Consider the following 17,180-nt stretch of genomic DNA (forward strand, 5'->3'; position numbering starts at 1 on the left):
ATTAATACTTTTTAAGTATTTTAGGTGTCAAAAAGTATATAAATAAGTGAAAATCAATGAGATGATGAATTCCTCTATCCCTTTGACTTTTTATTTGTCGTGTTTAGCCCATGAATGACTCTCTGCACAAGGATTTTTCAGTTTATCAGCTGGCTTTAGGAGTGGAATCCCCTTCCCAGGCATTTGCTCTTAATCCTGCGACGTTGCTATCACTGGTGAGAGCAACAATTGATTTACTGATTGAAGGGCAGATTAATGCAACGATATGGTTTAAACTTCCCCCTGGGAAAATTTGGTATGCCGAATTGATCAGGTATCAGTCATCAGTGAAAACGGCTAATGCTATTTACGATTGTCAAATTAAGGAGAAGAAAACCGCATCAGAGGATGAAGCAGATTTAACTTCTTCATCTTCTTTGTTTTGTCGCCCAATAAATTTGTCAGCAATACCAAATAGTCATATTAGTTGCGAATATTTTATTATAGTTATAGCTCAAAATTTTGCTAGTTTAATTGCAGCATATCAGCCGACAAAAAGAGATACAAGTAACATTATTAGTCACGCAAATACAACTAAAAGTCAACCTTTATCAACTATAGTTAGTGTTGATACTCAAGTTATTCAAAAAGTGCTGGATGGATTAAAACAAGAGATTTTATCAGAAGCAGAGACAATTCCACACACAGATTTTGTTGTGCCATCTGTATTAGAACCAACATTAGTTAGTAAACTGTTAGCCAAGCAAATTCAGCGACAAGATGAAATTAACCGGCAAATTAGAACGGAACGGATTGCTAAATTAAAGGAGAAAAATCAGACCTTACATAAAAAAGAGCGACTAAAAGATGAATATTTAAGTAATGTTTGTCAAGAGTTGCGGACACCATTAACTCAAATCAAAACAGCCTTGTCGTTGTTGAATTCACCAAATATTAAACCCAACCAACGACAACGTTATTTACAGATGCTCAATAACCAGTGCGATCGCCAGAGTATTTTAATCACCAGTCTACTGGATCTTGTCGAACTAGAACATACATTAGAAAATACCACTTTAGAATTAGTCAAACTTGCAGATATTGTTCCTGGAGTAGTTAGCACCTATCAACCCGTAGCCCAAGAAAAAGGTATCATGCTCGCCTACACCGTACCCACCGATTTACCCTCTGTTTGGTGTGTCAGTGGTGGACTCAAGCAAATAGTCATTCATTTACTCAACAACAGCATTAATTTTACTAATAATGGTGGTCAAGTTTGGGTGAAAGCCAGAGTTCAAGGTGAATATGTGCAGTTAGAAGTGCGTGATACAGGTGTGGGAATTGCTGAAAGTGAAATTCCCAAAATCTTTGACTGCTTTTATCGTGTACGTTCAGGAGTCAGCGACGAAATCAACGGTGCAGGTTTAGGACTAACAATTGTGCAGCGATTGTTATGGAATTGTGGGGGTTCAATTAGTGTGAAAAGCAAAGTTGATGAGGGTTCTGTTTTTACAGTCCAGTTGTTACCAGAAAATAGTAAAATGATGAGTTCAGGTAAGCTCAATATTTAAAATTATTATGTCACTGCAAGTTTACGGAATTCCTAACTGTGGTACTTGTAAAAAAGCTCTCACTTGGCTACAAAACCACAATATTACCTACGAGTTTATTAATACCAAAGAACATCCACCAACTGCTGATCAGATTACAAATTGGGTAAAGTCTCTAGGTGCAGCACCCATGCGTAATACCTCTGGTCAATCTTACCGCGCTTTAGGTGAAGAAAAGAAAATCTGGACTGACGAACAATGGATTACAGCATTTACTCAAGATGCAATGTTACTCAAGCGTCCGCTTTTTGTCAAAGATAGTAAAGCTGTGCTGGTAGGTTTCAAAGATGAGTTAGTAGCCAAGGAAAAATTATTATCTAATACATAATTTAGATATCCCGCTTTTGTCACTTTCCGGGAGGGCAATCGCTAGAAACCTTATGAGGGCATCAATACAAGCTATACTATTAGAAAAAAGTTGGTCTTGTATTTATTGTCAGAAAATAATCGCGCAAACGCCTGTTATACAAAAGCTATAGAATTCAGAAATGGCAAAAGTTTTCGGAGAGTGACAAAAGCGGGATAGAAAGACTGGAAAAAAACAACTATATTGAGCAATGTAAAAATAATAGGATTCAGTTTGTAGTAAGCACTAAAGTGCTGAGAATTTTAAGGACTAAAGTCCTTACTACGAACTTAACTAATTACTGATGTTGGATTAACAACAATTACGATGTAATTTAGCCCATTTACTAAGGGGTGGGATTTTGGCTAAGATGCCTCTCTTTAAACCTTCTGGACGTTCTGACCAAGGTAGTAAACCATTGGGGTTTGTGTGGTATAGAGTGGCACATTGTAGAATAGCAGATGCACTATCATCAACTGCTAAATTACCAAAAAGATAGATGAGTTTCGCTTCTGCTTGGAAGGCCACAACGCAAGCATGACTACAAGCACTCATACATTCAACGCCTTGAATGGAAAATTGATTGTGCAGTTCCCAAGTTTGTGCAAGTTGTTGCAGCTGTTGCAATAGCTGCTGTCCGCCACTTTCACCAACCCGCTTGCCATCTTGCCACACACTGGCGCAGGTTGTGCAGACGAATAAAGTATGTTGTTTGTTGTTCATTAATTTTGAAACACGCTAGAGTCTCCAGGCTTGCGGGAATTACAGGCGCAAACCTGGCTGTAGATAATGTAAATATGCAAAGGCTAAGGTGAGGATACAAATGAGTTTTCAGGCTTGTATCTATAACCTTGTGTCAGTATTAATGTTTGTAGGAAAAAATCTATAATCTCATAGCTATTGCGATCGCCTGGCTTGGGTGTGCAACTATGAGTGATTTACACTTCTTAATGAAGAGAAAATGAGTGGAGTTATTCATCTGTACCTCGCAGATGGGAGTTGGTGATTATTTCGGCGGGCATTCTGACTTTGAAGCGTTCGCCTCATTACAGCTGCGGGACAGTGCCGGATTTACACCGGGCTTTCCCCGTTACCTCTGATGGCTGTTCCCCACCAGAACCGAGTTGCTTGTGGCTAGATAATACCACAGCTATGAGCTAAATTGCAGTTAATACAGAAATTCTCTACTCCCGATTAAGTAAGTCAATACAGTAAAAACCAACTATCTGAAGAAAGGTAAATAAGTCCGAAACTCTTTCTCCCCCCTCGACTGCGCTCAGGGCAAGCCTGCTCCCTGCTCCCTTCGACTGCGTTCAGGGCAAGCCTGCCCCCTGCCTTATGCCTTATGCCAACAATAATTATTTACGCCGACCTACTGACTCTCTTTGGCTATTTGGGCTTTAGCTTGTTGCCATAAAGCTTCTAACTCATCCAAACTGTAATCAGATAAGGGACGGCTAACTACTGCTTCCATTTTTTGCAAACGTTGGACAAATCTTTGATTTGTGCCTTGTAAGGCTGCACTGGGATCGAGATTATACCAACGGGCTAACTGAATGACTGCAAAGAGTAAATCACCTAATTCGGCTTGTTGGCGTTCTGGTGTTTCTGTGGCTAAGGCTTGTTGAAACTCCTGTAACTCTTCATGGAACTTTGCCCACACTCCATCAATATTTTCCCACTCAAAACCAACGTCCGCCGCTTTTTGGGAAATCTTCATGGCGGCGTTGAGTGGAGGAAGAGTCCGGTTGTAACGACTGAGTTTGGTACTCAGCTTTTGGCTGTCTGGTGAGGCTTCTCCTTTCTCCTCTGCCTTGATTTGTTCCCAATTTTGTCGCACTTCCTCTGCATTCTGCACCGACACATCACCGAATACATGAGGATGACGACGAATCAACTTTTGGGCAATACTTTGAGCAACATCTTGTAGGGAAAATTGGCTAGATTCGCTAGCAATTTGCGCCTGTAAGACTACCTGTAAGAGTAAATCCCCTAATTCTTCGGTGATTTCTGCTTTTGTACCATTTTTAATAGCATCTACAACCTCGTAGGCTTCTTCAATTACGTAGGGTGTGAGAGTTTCAGGAGTTTGCGCCAAATCCCAAGGACAACCCCCATCAGGCGATCGCAATTTCGCTACCACATCAATTAACTCTTGCAACGCCGCCAAAGTTTCTACATTATTTTGTTCTTTGTCCTTTGTCATTGACCTTTACTCCCTTGCTGACTCTGCGACGCGTAACTTTACGTTTCTTAATTTTGCCACTAGGAAGTATTCCCTGGAGTCCTTGCTTGCGAAACCGTTTGTAAGCTGAACCGCCCCAATCGCTGAGAGAATGGCTCATTGCACCCAATTCTAAGCCCAAAAATAAAGCCAGACACTCTGTCGCGTAACTAGATAGCGATCGCCCCACAGTCCCTTCTATATCTTGCCAAGAAACTGTGATATTCCATAATTTCTCAGCTATAGCCACCATCACCATTGCCAAGATTGCCATGATGCTGCTGAGATAAACTACCCTGAGAGTAGTGCCGATAATTGGCCCGTGGGATAAAAAAGAACGGTGGCGGAGACTCTTTTGGTAAGGTAGCCAAATCCAACGCAGAAAACCCCAGCGTTGGTATTGACGAGAGTAAATATCTAAGTCGGGGCCGAACATCAAACCGCCAAACATAAACCCACCAGCCACCAACAAAGTGACATTGCCACTACGAGTCTGCCAGAAAGTCACACCCGCCACCACTGGCAACGCCCATAAAGTAATGCGATCGTGCGTTCCACCAGAAGGCATTTACAGGTTCTCAAAAAATATTTTAAAAAATTTCTTCAAAATACTAGCGCAATCAAAAATATTTTGCTATATTATTTAATTGTGAGCGCAAAACGAAAAGCGCGAACGGGCGGTTAGCTCAGTTGGTAGAGCGCCTGCCTTACAAGCAGGATGTCATCAGTTCGAGTCTGGTACTGCCCATACACCCAAAGCCGCTTTAGTAGCGGCTTTTTTAATTTTAGGCTAATTTTGGCAGCGAAATTCACAATAACATGAGAGCGATCGCTTGTTGATTGAGGATTGGGAGATATAGTGATCGCCGAAATAGCAAATGCGATCGCTCAACCACAAATCAGGTTTAATGTAAAATAGTAGGGACAGTTCAATTAGCGTGTCTAAATTTTCATGCAGTTTGAGTGGGATGAGGCGAAAAATTTAGAGAATATTCGCAAACATGAAATTGATTTCGCCGATGTTCCTGAGATGTTTGAAAGTCCAATGCTGATTGAGTTAGATGATCGTCTTGATTATGGTGAAGACCGTTGGTTTGGTATAGGTTTCCTTGGTAACGGTGTAGCGGTTGTAGTTTGGACAGAACGCAAAAATAATGTGATTCGGATCATTTCAGCACGAAGGGCAAATCGGTATGAGCGACAAAAACTTGAGCAATACCTCTCGTACTAACTGGACAGCACTAGAGTCAATGAACGATGAAGAAATTGACTACTCTGACATTCCACCATTGACAGAAGAATTTTTTGAGCAGGCTACCCTCAGAATTCCCGCACCTCAAGCACTGCAATTGGTACAGATTGAACCAGATATACTAAAGTGGTTTCAAGCTCAAAGCGGAGAATATAAAGCCTTAATCAACTCTGTTTTACGTCGTTACATTGAAAACTGCGACGAACAGACAGCAGTGTAATCATCCAAAATTCAATGATCGATTTGGCGATCGCTAAAATAACAAATGTGTAAGTGTAGCCAGCCGTAGGTATTGCTTTGTTACAGTTGCGATTTTTAATTGCGATAGCTCTATCTAAAATGTAATTGGCTACATTAATAATGTATCGTCTTGCATTAACAATATATTATCTCACATTCACAATGTATTGCTTTACATTCACGATGTATTGTCTTGCATTGACAATGTATTGCCTTACAAAAATCTCGTTAACTTAACATAGATATTGGTGTTGGGTTTCCTTGCATCAACTCAATTTACGTCTGCATCAGATTTTTAGTGCAATGGTATAAGAGGTACTCGGAGAGTGACTGTTTTGCGTCTTGGGAAAGGTGCGGCAAAAATTAAGTTGCTCATTGCGTTAATTCCGTGTATTTTCTCAAGCGATTTTAGGTTTAAATTGACACGCTAAATATATAGTCCACTACGGATATATTAACAGCCATGCAAAACACAAACCGCCGTCTTACGCCTTCTAACATTGATCAAGATATTAATTCATTTCACGGTTTGCAAACTATTACTGATTATCAAACCAGTCGAGATGATGCTTCCACAAGCAAATTAGCGGCAGCTTACGAAGCAATGTTAAATGCTCAAAAAGCCGAGGTGGAGAAACAAACTTTATACCGTGCTGCGTCTGATGCGGCTCGATTAGCGGAGTGGGAATTTCACAATGCGGTGTTAGCGATGAAGGAAGTTGTACGGGGACAGTATGGCTCAGATAGTAATCAGGCTCAAGCTGTAGGATTCAAGAAGAAATCAGAGCGTAAGCGTCCTAGTCGTAAAAAGTTAGTTGAGGCTGTGAGTTAGTCGTTAGACATCTGGTAGAAATTAATTCTGCGTTACCCGAAACCTTTGTAGAGACGTAGCATTGCTACGTCTCTACATTGATTTTCACTCCTATGTCTGTTAAGTTTTATGCAACAAAGAAACATCTTTCAACAACTTTGGAAGATAAGAAACAAATTTTCTCTTGCTCTTTCTTTCTTGTGCTTTTAAATCTTGATAAATTGCTTGTAAGTCATTATTAAATTGATTTGAATGAGCTTGTCTAGCTTGATAAACTTCTTCGATAATTGGATCTTCCCACATAATTTTACCTTTCTATCAGTTCTTCTGGGGTACAAATTATTACTGGTTCATAGCCTTGAGAGCGACAAATGCGTTCAATTTCTCTCCGAATTATAGCATTAGCAATATGTTTACAATTCCATGTTAGTAAATAATTGATCCCATTAGTTACAGCAATAGCAATATGTAAAGCATCTTCAGCCGCTTTTTGTGGCATAATTTTAAAATCAAGAAAAGCTTGGGCTAAACTTAGTGCGTCTTCTCTAATTTCTAATAATTCTATTGTTTCTAAGATTTTTAGTCTTTGTTCAGAGGCGATAGGATCTCCAGCACTGGCTTCTTGAATAACTAGCTGTGAAGCCACTAGAAGAAATTTGTCTCGATAATTTTGCCACCATTCTTGAGTAATTTGTTGATGCCCTGCAATCACAATATCCCGGCTAGGACGAGAAGTTAGATAACTTATTACTGAAGTTTCTACATAGACTTTTTCTTTCATGAGATTCTTGCATCGTCAGAAACACATCACCTGTGATGAAATTCTACACTTTTCTGGAATTGAGGGCGTTGGCGTTGAATCATTCTCTTAATTATGTTGCGCCTCACGCCCTTACCTATGAACGAACAGCGTCAGCAAGCCTATCTCAATTTAATTCAAACCCTGCTTAGTTGTCCTAGTGGAGAAGAAGCGGAGATATTAGCAGCAAATACAGAATTGCTTGATGCTGGTTTTTTGCAGGTGTTGGCAGCAGAAGCAGAACATTATGCACAGCAGGGAGAAGAAAATACTGCAAACTGGTTGAGAAACCTTGCAACATATTTCACACAGAAAACTAACCCCATCACCGAAGAAGATATAAAAGCTTACGGGCAATTTTTATTAGAAATACTGCAAGCAACAGAAGAAAGCAACAGCAATGCAGAAGTAATTTACCCATTGCTGGCAGCAAATACTGATAAGCTCAATGATATTTTTGCTCAATTATTACGCCATTGGGCAACAAATACCCTAGCAGAAGTAAAACCAGATGCAGCAACATTCATCGCCGCAATAATTGGTGAGTTTAGCAATCTAATTCAGCAGTTTCCCTTGGGTAGCAAAGCCAACAACATGGAAATTGCTATCACTGGGTACGAAATCATCCTTACTGTTTACGCCCGCAGCGTTTTTCCTCAACAATGGGCAACATTACAAAATAATCTGGGGACTGCTTACTCTGACAGAATATTAGGAGACAAAGCGGAGAATCTGGAAAATGCGATCGCTGCATATACAGCCGCACTGGAAGTCAGAACCAAGAGTGCCTTGCCTGTACAATGGGCAACGACGCAAAATAATCTGGGGAATGCTTACAGTAACAGAATATTAGGAGACAAAGCGGAGAATCTGGAAAATGCGATCGCTGCATATACAGCCGCACTGGAAGTATTAACCAAGAGTGCCTTGCCTGTACAATGGGCAACGACGCAAAATAATCTGGGGAATGCTTACTCTGACAGAATATTAGGAGACAAAGCGGAGAATCTGGAAAATGCGATCGCTGCATATACAGCCGCACTGGAAGTTTATACCAAGAGTGCCTTGCCTGTACAATGGGCAATGACGCAAAATAATCTGGGGACTGCTTACAATAACAGAATATTAGGAGACAAAGCGGAGAATCTGGAAAATGCGATCGCTGCATATACAGCCGCACTGGAAGTATTAACCAAGAGTGCCTTGCCTGTACAATGGGCAACGACGCAAAATAATCTGGGGAATGCTTACAGTAACAGAATATTAGGAGACAAAGCGGAGAATCTGGAAAATGCGATCGCTGCATATACAGCCGCACTGGAAGTATTAACCAAGAGTGCCTTGCCTGTACAATGGGCAACGACGCAAAATAATCTGGGGGCTGCTTACTCTGACAGAATATTAGGAGACAAAGCGGAGAATCTGGAAAAAGCGATCACTGCATATACAGCCGCACTGGAAGTCAGAACCAAGAGTGCCTTGCCTGTAGATTGGGCAATGACGCAAAATAATCTGGGGACTGCTTACAATAACAGAATATTAGGAGACAAAGCGGAGAATCTGGAAAAAGCGATCGCTGCATATACAGCCGCACTGGAAGTATTAACCAAGAGTGCCTTGCCTGTAGATTGGGCAATGACGCAAAATAATCTGGGGACTGCTTACAATAACAGAATATTAGGAGACAAAGCGGAGAATCTGGAAAAAGCGATCGCTGCATATACAGCCGCACTGGAAGTATTAACCAAGAGTGCCTTGCCTGTACAATGGGCAACGACGCAAAATAATCTGGGGAATGCTTACCGTAACAGAATATTAGGAGACAAAGCCGAGAATCTGGAAAAAGCGATCGCTGCATATACAGCCGCACTGGAAGTCAGAACCAAGAGTGCCTTTCCCCAAAACCATGCAGAAACGTTGTTAAATCTCGGCAGATTACACCAAGACGAAAAACAGTTTGAGTCAGCTTACAATACCTTTGTTGCGGCAATAGAAACTGTGGAAGCCTTGCGGGGTGAAATTGTTTCTGGGGAAGAAGCCAAGCGCAAACAAGCAGAACAATGGAATCAACTTTATAGAAGAATGGTAGAAGTTTGCCTAGCATTGGCAAGAGACACTCAGGCAATAGAATATATTGAACGTAGCAAAACCCGCAATTTAGTAGAATTGCTAACTAAAGCAACATCAACAAGTCCCGAAAATTTGCCTTTAGTTAATCACAGCATCCAGTTTGGCGAAATTCAAAACTTTCTAAACCACGAAACTGTAATCATTCAATGGTACATCTTCAGTGATTGTTTTCGCGCCTTCATCATCACTGATGAAAACCACAAGCCAGCCATTTGGCATTCTAGCGAACAAGATTTAGATGCTTTAATTGATTGGACTAAGGAATATTTAAAAGACTACTACAATAGTCAGGAAGATCCAGATAAAATTCAATGGCAAAATCAGCTAGAACAACGCCTAAACAAGTTATCAGACATTCTGCATCTTGCGGAAATCTTAGATTTAGTACCGCAACAATGCCACAGATTAATCTTGATTCCTCATCGCTTTTTACATCTGTTTCCTCTCCATGCTTTACCTGTCAATGAATCATACGTCATTGACTTATTTCCCAACGGCGTAAGCTATGCACCCAGTTGTCAAATTCTCCAACAAGTCCAACTGCGTCAACGTCCTGATTTTCAATCTTTCTTTGCCATCCAAAACCCCACAGAAGATTTATATCAAGGCTACCAAAAAGATTTAGGTGCAGTTGCAGTTATTAAGAAACAGTTTAGTGATCCTCATATTTTGAAGCAAGACCAAGCCAAAAAATCAGCAATTCTCAGTGTTAATGACAATCCGCATCATGTCACACTGCATGAAAAATTACTGAAAGCTAACTGTGCTTTCTTCTTCTGTCACGGATACTTTAACTTTGCTTCTCCCAAAGATTCTGGATTATTATTAGCTGATTGCTTTGTTCCTTCAGAGTTAGCTAAAGAAAACCCTAAACGTTATATACTTGTCTCTGAAGATAAAGCAGTAGACTTGACCAAGTGCCTAACTTTAGCAGATATCATTACTCACTTCCAACTAGAAAACTGTCGCTTAGTCACTCTCTCTGCTTGCGAAACTGGTTTAACAGACTTCACCAGCACCAGCGACGAATACATAGGTTTACCCAGTGGTTTCTTGTTAGCTGGTAGCACTAATGTAGTCAGCAGCCTGTGGACAGTCAGTGCTAAAGCTACAGCTTTATTAATGATTAAATTTTACGAAGAACTCCAGCAGCAAAATAATATTGTATTAGCTTTAAATACAGCCCAACGTTGGTTAAGGGATACAACAGTCAAAGGCTTTCAAGATTGGCTAAATAATTCCTCAGTCAGTTTCGTGTGTCAGGAAAAACTCAATCATGACTTTGCGAATAGTTTTGAAGATGCCTCAATCAAACCCTTTGCATCACCTTTTTATTGGGCAGCTTTTTGTAACATCGGTAAAGGAGTTTAGAAAATGTCTATTTATAAAAATAGTGCCTTAGCTTTTGAGCAAGTGCTTGATTCGCAATCAAACTTAATTTCAATTTCAGACTGGAAGGAATTAGAGCAACTACGGAGTCATTTACCAGAAGACGATGAAGAAATCTCAGAAATTATAGAAAATTGGTTGCAACTAGAATCTCGCAGTCAACTTTTAGCCACTTATAAGCAAAACCTGCAATTACTCAGTGCTGCATTTCCGATTGATATAGATATAAACATCGGCATAGCTAATAGTAAATCCCAGACTCCAGCCAATCAACCTAGCGAATCATCAAAGGAACTTACAGACAATGCTATAAAAAGGAATTCTCCATTATCTGACGACACAAAATCAAATCAAAAACCGTGAAGAATTTCAGCCTCAGCCTCTATGCTTTTCATCTTTGCCACACCTTCACTGAACTCCCCGGTGAAGTTGTGGCAGATGCTAAACTCTTGTGGGAAAATCTGGTGAAAGTCGGTGAAACTTCGCTAACTTTTGTGGGGTTGAAAGATTTACGCTCAAAATTAATTTGTTATCAAAATAATATATACGACCCCAAGCGGCAACAAGGAAGAAAAACAGAATGGTTAACTGATGTGGGAAGTTTAGATTTAGGTAGTCTCCCCACAACAGAAGGCTTTAAAATTAATGCCAACCTTCAACCTTTCTTGCTCAACGATACCTACGCCGTTGATTTAACTCTTGTTGCAGAATCACCAAACATTCCGATAGATATACCACAACTGCAACATTTTAAACCAAGTTCTCTACTCCCCTCTCATATTCAAGCATCATTAGGTCAAACATTATGGATTTATGGAGAAGTAGATCCAAATGAAAACTGCGATGTCCTAGCTGAAAAATTAGCCATAGCCTTATTAGCTGGGACAAATTTAAATCCTGTACGCACGCAACAAGGCGAACTATTTGGTAGTCTGTTATTTGAATACCAAGCACCAGACCCCAATGAACCAGAGAATCCGGCGAAACAATGTCATATTTTAATACTTATTAATAATAGTCAAGCTGCAACAGCAACGCTTGCAGAAGCAGCCTATAATTGGTTACTCAATTTACTTTGTAGCTACCACAAAATCCTTTACATTTATCAACTAGCACGTCAACGCTACCGAGAAGCGAGAATAATTTACAGTGAACTAGAAAAGAACATTCAAGAATTTAACAAGCTGATATCCAAAAACCCAACTCAATTATCTGCCTTAAAAAGCCTCATGGGAACAATCCCCAAGAAAAGCTTTGATTACGCCAGATGCTTGCAAGATTTACAAACGCACCACACAGCAATCATTACTAACATTAATAATTACACAATCTGTTTAGAAAAAATTCAAAGTATTAATAACAGTAATAGTCCTCAATTTTGGCAAGATTTCATCAACAAAGACTGTCAGAAATGGCAACAACAAATCCAAACAGATATTAATTATCTGATTCCAGGTCAAGAATTATTTGTGCAGTTAGTTGATACAATTCGCGGTATCGTAGAAACACAACAAGCAGAGAGCGATCGCTCTTTAGAACGCACAGTCCAAGTATTAGGTATAGCCTTTGGTGGCGGTGCAATAGTTTCTGGTGTTGTTACCGGACACATAGATAAACCATTCGCACCAATTAATTTCAAGTACCCAATTCACCCCTTAGTATCATCCTTGTTGTGGAGTTTTCTAGCTACCGCCTGTTTTTGGTGGATAGCGTGGCAGGTTACTAAACGTAAGTGGCGTTAAGATAAGTTATTTTAGCCTATCTCATGTAAACATCAGGAAAAATTAGGCGATCGCAAAAATTTCTGAGATAAGCAGATCAATTCAGCAAAGGGGATAATTTCAGATTCGGTCGTGATTTAGCGTTATTTCCACAGACGACATTTTACAATAGCAAATGCGATCGCAGGCATCGCCGAAATAAATTTATGACTCAAGCTTTACGCAAACTAGTCACATTCGATGAATTTGTTGCCAAATACCCAGACACCTCTGGAAAACGCTATGAGCTGCATGATGGAGTAGTTATAGAGATGTCCCAGCCTACAGGTGAACATGAAGAGGTTATTGGTTTTTTGGCACTGAATATATCTATAGAAATTGGGCGACTAAAATTTCCCTACTTCATTCCCAAAACAGCATTAGTTAAACCGCTTGAAAGTGAATCAGCTTACTCGCCAGATGTGCTGGTATTAAATCGCCCCAATTTAGTCAATGAACCACTCTGGAAAAAAGATTCTACTGTCAGCCTAGCTAAATCTATACCATTGGTGATTGAAGTGGTGAGTAGTAACTGGCGTGATGATTATCTTACTAAAGTAGCTGCTTATGAAACAGTGGGCATCCCTGAATACTGGGTTGTTGATTATGCCGCTTTAGGTGGTAGGCGGTTTATTGGCAATCCCAAACAACCGACAATATCAGTTTATTCATTGGTTGATGGTGAATACCAGATTAATCAGTTTCGTGGGAGGGAACGCATTATTTCACCCACATTAAAAGAATTGAATTTAACCGCAGAACAGATTTTTCAAGCCGGAGGTGTGTAAATATAAAGCTGCTAATAATATGGCAACTAAGAATAAGGCAAAATATAAGATAATATCAGCCCTGAAATCTGACACTCCAGCTAACTATGACCTCTATAAAAGCAAAACTCTTGGCTGCGATCGAAACAGTACCAGACTCCATCTTAGAGCAAACCCTTGATTATCTCGAATACCTGAAAACCAGAGAACAGAAACCTCAAAGCTTATCTCAAGAAGTTCTTCAAAAAGAGGGAGAGCCGATTTTGCGTGGTTCAAAAGCCAAAGATTTACTAAAGTTTGCCAATACATGGCAGGGAGACGACTTTGAGGAGTGCCTTCAGCTTGTTTATGAAACCCGTTCTCAAACAGAGTTCTAATGTACTTGCTTGATACCAATCACTGTAGCCGCATCATCTTTGGTGATTCTCATCTTATCCAACAACTACAACTTCATAGCGAAGTAGGGATTGCTACCAGCGTCGTGGTATGTGGAGAACTCCTGTACATGGCAGCAAAATCTGAGCGCAGTGCCACCAATATTCAGCAGGTCAGAGCGTTTTTAGACACAATCGATATTTATCCCGTCAATTTATCAATTTCTCAGGTTTATGGCAATCTCAAAGGCAAGTTGGTGAATGCTTTCGGGCCTAAAGAAAAAGCCCAGCGACGAAGTTTTACTCTGCAAACCATCGGTTTTGGGGATAATGACCTCTGGATTGCCGCCACAGCAATTCACTATAATCTCACTGTGGTTTCTACAGATAATGATTTTCGGCGAATTCAGCAAGTGGAAACGTTGGTTGTGGAATCTTGGCTTTTTGGGTAGAGACGCGAATCGTCGCGTCTCTAAGTAAATTAACGATAATCTTGACGCTGGATGTCTCGCAGACGCGCCGCATCACGCATACCATATTCAGGACGGGTAAAGCGGCCGAGTTGCGCTTCAAAAAACTCGCGGTTAGCTTGCAAGTGCTTGGGGTTGGGGTCGTCTAAGGGATATAACAAAGCAGTCCGCAATGCCTGAATTACCGCAGAGGTAACATTGTACATGGAACGCTGGAAACTAATCCCCAACTGAATCAGCATATCTTCCTCACCCCGACAATGTTGTTGGTAATAATCAACCAGATATTGGGGTAAGAAATGCAACATATCTTGCATTAACAATGTCGGTGGAATTCCGGCTGTACCAACGGGGAATACGTCAGCGTAGAGAATACCGTAGTGGAAATCCTTTTGGTCATCGGGGACTTGACCAGCTTGGGCGTTATAGGATTTTGTGCCTCTAAAGGGGGCTGTGCGGTAAAATACAGCCTCTACGTAGGGTAATGCGGCTTCGTATAGCCAAGTGAAACCTTTAGATTTGGGGATGATTTCGTAACATTCACCACGGATATACACATGATGGTAAATCGGCCGACCGGCGATCGCAAATATCCCATTGATCAAAAAGTTCATGGCATCAGGAACGCCTTTAAAGCCGCCTTCATCATAGATATCCGACATTTCAAAAAATACCGGTGCCATGACTTCCCAGAATAAACCCAGGTTGGCGTAATAGGACATTTGGCGGCACTGTTCCAAGAACATATCGGGGAACAGTTTGTAGAGTCCCAACATTACGGGATTGCCTTTAAAGTAAGCTTTAATTGCCCTATCGGCGTTAGCTTTGTATTCTTCTGAGTCGAGGTAAGCATCAAATTGGTTGACAGGCGCGTACATATGACGATGCCACAACATAGCCCGCATACAGGCTTCGGCAAATTCCATATTGACGCGATCGTGCAGTAAATGATGCAATAGTTTTGGCATTTTGAAGGTTTCGCCCCTGTCCATAAATGCCAAAAGTTCTGGGTGTGCTGTGGCTTCACCACGCCAAATTCTTAAATCAGCGTCGTCCCCAGCGTAATGATTATGTCTATCTAAATATTCTTGGGAAATAAAGTATTTAAAAAAGGGAAAGGGATCTAAAAAGACTTGTTCGGCGATATATAGTAAGTCGCGCCAGTAAAAATCCATCGGTACAGCATAAGCTTTGTAGATACCAATAATTTGCATTAAATTCTCTGGCGTATCAGGTAACATCGAACCGCCAGCTTCTAAGCGATAAATGATATCAGCAAATTCGTGGCGGGAAGGGGGAATTTTGGTAATGGGTTTTTCTGGGGTTTGTACCATAGTTCGGGGTTGGGGAATGGGGATTGGGGACTGGGGACTGGGGACTGGGGACTGGGGATTGGGGATTGGGGATTAGGTATTCCCTTACACCCTTACACCCTCACACCCTTACACCCCTGGCTTTAAAGCTACTTGAGAGTTGATGGTTTTTTCTATTGATGGAATTGTGGCAACCATTGCTGTAGTCGTGGGTTCACTCCAACGGACTAACCAAGTGGGTTGGATGCCTAAGAAGATGATGAGGGATGCCAAAATTAAGGCGGGCATTTTCTCAGACCATAAAACTTTGGGATAGTAAGCTTGGTTATTATCCAATTTGCCAAAGCAGGTACGGTTGAGCAGAATGACGAAATATACTGCTGTTAAGCCGCTAGAGGCGACGCACAAAAGTGTTGAGATGGGGAAAGCGGAGAAACTACCTTGAAAGACGATAAATTCTGAGATAAATCCGATTAAACCAGGAATCCCGGCACTTGCCATACCACTGAGGACTAGTAGCGCGCTAATTAAGGGCAAACCCCGAATGGGACTCATCAAACCGTTGAGTTTATCTAATTCTCTAGTACCAACTTTTGCTTCCACAACCCCGACTAGGTGGAAAAGAATTGCCAGAATTAACCCGTGGCTGAACATCTGGGAAACTGCGCCCACTAGTGCTAAAGCTGTGCTGGAGGCACTAGCTAGTAACACATAGCCCATGTGACCGATAGAGCTGTATGCTACCATGCGCTTGATATCTTTTTGCGCGATCGCAATTACTGCCCCATAGATGGCACTAACTGCACCCCAAATAGCTAGGGTTGGTGCAACAACACTCCAAGCTTCGGGAAACATTCCCATCCCAAACCGCAACAGTCCGTAAGTTCCCAACTTCGCCAACACACCACCCAACAAAATAGCAATGGGTGCGGAAGCTTCTACATAAGCATCAGGTAGCCAAGTGTGGAAGGGAACGAGGGGAATTTTGATCCCAAAACCTAAGATGATGCCAGCTAGGAGGATGAATTGTAAACCTGCGGAGAGAGTTTGTGTAGATACGGCATCAAACGAGAAGCTGGTAGAACCAGTCAGGAATACCATACCTAAGAAGGTAGCGAGAATTAAAGCACCGGAAACAGCAGTGTAAATTAAGAACTTGATACCTGCATAAGCCCGTTTTTCCCCTCCCCAAATCGAAATTAACAGATAAAAGGGGATTAATTCTAGTTCGTAAAACAGGAAGAAAAGTAATAAGTTCTCAGCTAAAAATGCTCCAGCAACGCCACCACTGACTAATAGAATCATCGAGTAAAAAAGTCTGGGGCGTTCAGTATCTTTACTGCTGCTGTAAATCGCAATCCAGGTAAGGAGGCTATTAAGAATCAACATTAAAATTGATAAGCCATCTACACCAAGTTGATAACTCAAACCCAAGGTTTCATTCCAAGGTAAATACTCTTGAAATTGCATCCCAGGATTGCTGATATCAAATTTCAGCAGAATAAACAAATTCCACAGTAAGACTATACCTGCGACAGTTAAAGCAACTATTCTTACCTTACTGGCTGGGACGACTTTACCAGGGAGAAACCCGATAATTATCGCACTGATAATTGGTATCCAAATTAAAACACTGAGCATATTAATTTGATGATTGGTAGTTGGGGATTGGGGACTGGGGATTGGGGATTGGGGACTGAGAACGAGGTAGACAAG

The 17,180-nt window shown here is 41.1% G+C and carries 18 protein-coding genes, 1 tRNA gene and 1 riboswitch; of the genes, 12 read left to right on the forward strand and 7 right to left on the reverse strand.

The window, feature by feature from the left end; genetic code table 11:
* Positions 1 to 110 precede the first annotated feature (110 nt).
* Both CV014_RS01335 and CV014_RS01340 read left to right on the forward strand, forming a co-directional pair.
* On the forward strand, positions 111 to 1,550 hold the full coding sequence (locus CV014_RS01335; RefSeq protein ID WP_236140367.1) for a DICT sensory domain-containing protein: 1,440 nt from the start codon (positions 111 to 113) through the stop codon (positions 1,548 to 1,550).
* A gap of 7 nt (positions 1,551 to 1,557) precedes the next feature.
* On the forward strand, positions 1,558 to 1,917 hold the full coding sequence (locus CV014_RS01340; protein ID WP_236140368.1) for a Spx/MgsR family RNA polymerase-binding regulatory protein: 360 nt from the start codon (positions 1,558 to 1,560) through the stop codon (positions 1,915 to 1,917).
* Positions 1,918 to 2,247: 330 nt separating this feature from the next.
* Here CV014_RS01340 and CV014_RS01345 read toward each other — a convergent pair whose 3' ends face one another.
* From CV014_RS01345 to CV014_RS01355, 3 genes are all read right to left on the reverse strand, one after another.
* The gene (locus CV014_RS01345; protein ID WP_236140369.1) at positions 2,248 to 2,658 is read right to left on the reverse strand and encodes a DUF1636 family protein; all 411 of its coding nucleotides are present in this window, start codon (positions 2,656 to 2,658) and stop codon (positions 2,248 to 2,250) included.
* Positions 2,659 to 2,931: 273 nt separating this feature from the next.
* Positions 2,932 to 3,074: riboswitch (cobalamin riboswitch) on the reverse strand.
* A 233-nt stretch (positions 3,075 to 3,307) separates the two neighbouring features.
* Positions 3,308 to 4,141 carry a nucleoside triphosphate pyrophosphohydrolase gene (mazG, locus tag CV014_RS01350; protein ID WP_236140370.1) on the reverse strand — a complete coding sequence of 278 codons (834 nt, stop codon included), beginning with the start codon at positions 4,139 to 4,141 and terminating at the stop codon, positions 3,308 to 3,310.
* Positions 4,116 to 4,727 (reverse strand): metal-binding protein, encoded by a 612-nt coding sequence (locus CV014_RS01355; protein ID WP_103135859.1) that lies wholly within the window; start codon positions 4,725 to 4,727, stop codon positions 4,116 to 4,118. The genes mazG and CV014_RS01355 overlap by 26 nt, the downstream gene beginning before the upstream one ends.
* A gap of 107 nt (positions 4,728 to 4,834) precedes the next feature.
* Here CV014_RS01355 and CV014_RS01360 point away from each other — a divergent pair.
* The 4 genes from CV014_RS01360 to CV014_RS01375 all read left to right on the forward strand — a co-directional run bounded on the left by CV014_RS01360 (position 4,835) and on the right by CV014_RS01375 (position 6,483).
* Positions 4,835 to 4,907: transfer RNA gene (locus tag CV014_RS01360), tRNA-Val, on the forward strand.
* A gap of 204 nt (positions 4,908 to 5,111) precedes the next feature.
* A complete protein-coding gene (locus CV014_RS01365; RefSeq protein ID WP_236140371.1) occupies positions 5,112 to 5,390 on the forward strand; it encodes a BrnT family toxin in 279 nt (92 codons plus the stop codon).
* Positions 5,391 to 5,409: 19 nt separating this feature from the next.
* Positions 5,410 to 5,631, forward strand: coding sequence for a BrnA antitoxin family protein (locus CV014_RS01370; protein WP_236140372.1), 222 nt, complete (start codon positions 5,410 to 5,412; stop codon positions 5,629 to 5,631).
* Positions 5,632 to 6,114: 483 nt separating this feature from the next.
* Complete coding sequence (locus CV014_RS01375) at positions 6,115 to 6,483, forward strand: hypothetical protein (protein WP_236140373.1); 369 nt, start codon at positions 6,115 to 6,117, stop codon at positions 6,481 to 6,483.
* A 99-nt stretch (positions 6,484 to 6,582) separates the two neighbouring features.
* Here the strand turns inward: CV014_RS01375 and CV014_RS01380 are convergent, their stop codons facing one another.
* Both CV014_RS01380 and CV014_RS01385 read right to left on the reverse strand, forming a co-directional pair.
* Positions 6,583 to 6,765 carry a hypothetical protein gene (locus CV014_RS01380; RefSeq protein ID WP_236140374.1) on the reverse strand — a complete coding sequence of 61 codons (183 nt, stop codon included), beginning with the start codon at positions 6,763 to 6,765 and terminating at the stop codon, positions 6,583 to 6,585.
* 4 nt (positions 6,766 to 6,769) lie between these two features.
* Complete coding sequence (locus CV014_RS01385; RefSeq protein ID WP_236140375.1) at positions 6,770 to 7,243, reverse strand: type II toxin-antitoxin system VapC family toxin; 474 nt, start codon at positions 7,241 to 7,243, stop codon at positions 6,770 to 6,772.
* A 117-nt stretch (positions 7,244 to 7,360) separates the two neighbouring features.
* On the opposite strand from CV014_RS01385, the gene CV014_RS01390 reads away from it, so the two are divergent.
* The 6 genes from CV014_RS01390 (at position 7,361) to CV014_RS01415 (ending at position 14,133) form a co-directional block, all read left to right on the forward strand.
* Complete coding sequence (locus CV014_RS01390; protein WP_236140376.1) at positions 7,361 to 10,762, forward strand: CHAT domain-containing protein; 3,402 nt, start codon at positions 7,361 to 7,363, stop codon at positions 10,760 to 10,762.
* Positions 10,763 to 10,765: 3 nt separating this feature from the next.
* Positions 10,766 to 11,143 carry a hypothetical protein gene (locus tag CV014_RS01395; RefSeq protein ID WP_236140377.1) on the forward strand — a complete coding sequence of 126 codons (378 nt, stop codon included), beginning with the start codon at positions 10,766 to 10,768 and terminating at the stop codon, positions 11,141 to 11,143.
* The gene (locus tag CV014_RS01400) at positions 11,140 to 12,522 is read left to right on the forward strand and encodes a hypothetical protein (RefSeq protein WP_236140378.1); all 1,383 of its coding nucleotides are present in this window, start codon (positions 11,140 to 11,142) and stop codon (positions 12,520 to 12,522) included. The genes CV014_RS01395 and CV014_RS01400 overlap by 4 nt, the downstream gene beginning before the upstream one ends.
* A 185-nt stretch (positions 12,523 to 12,707) precedes the next feature.
* A complete protein-coding gene (locus CV014_RS01405) occupies positions 12,708 to 13,328 on the forward strand; it encodes a Uma2 family endonuclease (RefSeq protein ID WP_236140379.1) in 621 nt (206 codons plus the stop codon).
* Between the two features lie 86 nt (positions 13,329 to 13,414).
* Positions 13,415 to 13,684: a hypothetical protein gene (locus CV014_RS01410; RefSeq protein ID WP_236140380.1), complete on the forward strand. Its 270-nt coding sequence runs from the start codon at positions 13,415 to 13,417 to the stop codon at positions 13,682 to 13,684.
* Entirely contained in the window at positions 13,684 to 14,133 is a 450-nt protein-coding gene (locus CV014_RS01415; protein WP_236140381.1) for a type II toxin-antitoxin system VapC family toxin, read from the forward strand. Before CV014_RS01410 ends, CV014_RS01415 begins: the two co-directional genes overlap by 1 nt.
* Positions 14,134 to 14,162: 29 nt before the next feature.
* Here CV014_RS01415 and CV014_RS01420 read toward each other — a convergent pair whose 3' ends face one another.
* Entirely contained in the window at positions 14,163 to 15,485 is a 1,323-nt protein-coding gene (locus CV014_RS01420; protein WP_236140382.1) for a CO2 hydration protein, read from the reverse strand.
* Between the two features lie 108 nt (positions 15,486 to 15,593).
* Positions 15,594 to 17,105, reverse strand: a complete 1,512-nt coding sequence (locus CV014_RS01425) for an NADH-quinone oxidoreductase subunit M (RefSeq protein WP_236140438.1) — start codon at positions 17,103 to 17,105, stop codon at positions 15,594 to 15,596.
* Positions 17,106 to 17,180: the final 75 nt, after the last annotated feature.

Origin of the sequence: Nostoc sp. CMAA1605 (genome assembly GCF_021596505.1) — a bacterium.
GTDB lineage: Bacteria > Cyanobacteriota > Cyanobacteriia > Cyanobacteriales > Nostocaceae > Trichormus.